Below are 2,608 nucleotides of genomic sequence, written 5' to 3'. Positions count from 1 at the left end.
GGCAGCGACGAGGGTGCTTCATACTACCCATCTGCCTATCTCCCTAGAATTCAAGGCATTTCTGGTTGGCGTCGCAAGACGGCGGACTGCGGCGCGATCGCCTGCGAGAGGCATCTTGGCGCACGTCTGGTTGCGTGAGATCAGATTGTTTGATGATCCATGTCGAGCCCTTGCATAAATGCTCCGCGGGCAATCGTCCCTCGATGATCATGCGACGTATCGTTGACGGGCTGACGTCGAGCATCTCCGCTGCCTCGATTAACGAGAGCTCACCTCGATCCCGACGTTCTCCTTCACGATAAGGGGCGATCTCGCGGGTTCTGCGCAATGAACATACGCTGGTCCTCGTCCAGGACGCCCCGTGCGCGGTTGTTTTTCCGGAGCGATTGAGCAAGGCAGCGATTGCGTAGTCAGGCATTTGACGTGCAAGCACGCGCACAAGATCCACTACCTCGGTGTCGGTCGTCCAACGCGTCACGCCGACACGGTTCTTCTTAACCTTCAGGCGGGTGTGATCGCCACCTTGCCAGTGGATGACGAGGTCAAGATGCTCATTGTCCTGATCCACGTCGACAACGATTTCCGACAGAACTGTGCGTAGGATTTTCTTCTTGATCTCTGACGTAACACCGGGGCGTTGCCAGGCTCGGATCAGATCGTCCCCGAGTTTGAGCAGCGCTTTGCGATCGCCGGCGCTGAGTCCAGGAGAAGGCGAACTGGTCAAGCCCTCGATTTCTCGTTCAATCGCACGCGCAGCTTGGATGCGCTCGTTCCAGCGACGCTCAAGTTCACTAGCGACGTGACGATTGTCGGGGTCGACCGCGTCGTATTGGCGATACGCCCGGTTCGCTTCGTACTGCGCCTGTTCGAGAGACCTTTGGAGCTGACGCAATTTTTCCGACTGTTCGGCGCCCTGAGTTTTCATTGCATTTAGCGCAGCCTCAACGCCAAGCGGTTGAAGCCGCTCCAGCACCTCTCGCGCCACCATCCGATCGAGGCGCATTCCACCGAAGCCAAGACAGGCTGCGACGGCCGCCTTGTTGAAGTCTCCGCGGCAGACATATCTCTGCGTGTCACCGCCTCTACCGGAATACTGAACGTATAACCGCCGACCACATCGCGCGCAGCGCAGAAGCCCAGGGAGAAGTGCCTCGCCGCGTCGGACGGCTCCTCGACCCAGATAGCTCTTGCCGTTGGCATTGTCCGCAATGAGCCGCTGGTTTCGAACAAACTCATCCCAGGAGATATAGCCCTCGTGATGGTCGCGGAGCAGCACGTCCCAGGCTTTCCAATCTCGTTGGGGATTTCGCTTCACCTTCCTCCGGCCGTTCTCAATCGTCGTCCGGACACCCCGTCGTCCGAACGCGTACGCACCGGCATAAACAGGGTTGGTGAGCATGTGATTCAAGGTCGTGTAGCTTGGCGTACGCCATTCGATTTTCGGATCGCTCGAACCTCCAACGGCGAAGGGTAGCGCGATCTTCTCCTGGGTCAACCAGAGCAAGACCTGCCGGATCGATTGCAACTCCACAAATTTCCTAAAGACGAGATCCAGCGCCTCGTGGACCCGTACGTCCGGGTTTTTCTCGATTCGGTCATCTTTCGTCTTCACGTACCCGATGGCGACCGTCGTGAAGTGCTCGCCGCGCCGAGCCTTTTGTTTGACGGCTTCAACTGATCGCTGTCGAATGACGCTGAGTTCCAGCTCGCTCATCGTTCCCTTCATCCCCAACAGCAATCGATCGTTGATCGACCGCGAATCATAGACGCCATCTTCATCGACAATGAGCGTGCCGACCAAGCCGCAAAACTCCAACAACGTGTGCCAGTCTCGACCGTTTCGAGCGAGGCGGGAAGCCTCGATCGAAAATACTGCGCCGACACGGCCCTCGCAGATTAGCGCCAACAACCGCTCAAATCCACGTCTTGCAATGCCGCCACCAGATTTGCCAAGGTCATCATCAATAACCTCGACTTCGCTCCAGCCGAGCGCACGGGCGCGAGCCTCAAGGCCGTATTGCCTACGTTGGCTCTCCAGGTTGTGTACGACCTGATCGACCGATGACTGTCGAACGTAAACCACGGCGCTACGCGCCAGGTGATCAGCGGAGATCTTCGTCATGACCCGCCTCCTGACCTGACTGGGCTGGCGCTGCGGGCGCCTTTGCGACAGCTTCGTTTAGCAGAAGCGACAGCAACTTTGCGGCCTCGGCTTGCACCACCTGAGGCAGATGCTCTGCTCGCGCCGTCGCGAACAGATCCGGTTGCCGCCTTTTTTGCATCGTCTTGGACATGGGCTCCTCCCTCGACGGGAGGCGATTCCTCCCAACGCGAGGCTACGAGGACGCCAAGGAACATGCGAAGCTCAAGAAGTCGGTCCACCGGGAGACACGGATCAGCTACAATTTTAGCCGATGCTGCTTTGAGCTCCGTCATCCATGCCGGCAGAAGATGGAGGCGGCCGTTCTCGCGGCGAACCGTGAAGTGGCGGTGGCCATCGTGGATTTGTTCGCCGAGCACGACCAGGTCTCGGCCAGCGTCAGGATGGAATGGATATGTTACTCGAACTTCGTTGCCCGGAATCCCTGCATTATGCAGCCTCTTCGGA

Annotated in this window: 2 protein-coding genes; both read right to left on the bottom strand. The window is 58.4% G+C overall.

Annotated elements, in window-relative coordinates; translation table 11 throughout:
• Nucleotides 1–43 precede the first annotated feature (43 nt).
• Nucleotides 44–2,122 (bottom strand): recombinase family protein, encoded by a 2,079-nt coding sequence (locus GGD62_RS40450; RefSeq protein ID WP_183714833.1) that lies wholly within the window; start codon nucleotides 2,120–2,122, stop codon nucleotides 44–46.
• Nucleotides 2,103–2,294, bottom strand: coding sequence for a hypothetical protein (locus tag GGD62_RS41435; RefSeq protein WP_061876443.1), 192 nt, complete (start codon nucleotides 2,292–2,294; stop codon nucleotides 2,103–2,105). The genes GGD62_RS40450 and GGD62_RS41435 overlap by 20 nt, the downstream gene beginning before the upstream one ends.
• Nucleotides 2,295–2,608: the final 314 nt, after the last annotated feature.

The organism is Bradyrhizobium sp. ERR14 (assembly GCF_014198235.1).
Taxonomy (GTDB): Bacteria; Pseudomonadota; Alphaproteobacteria; order Rhizobiales; family Xanthobacteraceae; genus Bradyrhizobium.
This window is presented reverse-complemented; position numbering and strand designations above follow the sequence as displayed.

Excerpts from the sequence above, each read along its gene's own strand:
- GGD62_RS40450 (WP_183714833.1), bottom strand. The coding sequence starts at position 2,122 with ATGACGAAGATCTCCGCTGATCACCTGGCGCGTAGCGCCGTGGTTTAC.
- GGD62_RS41435 (WP_061876443.1), bottom strand. The coding sequence starts at position 2,294 with ATGTCCAAGACGATGCAAAAAAGGCGGCAACCGGATCTGTTCGCGACG.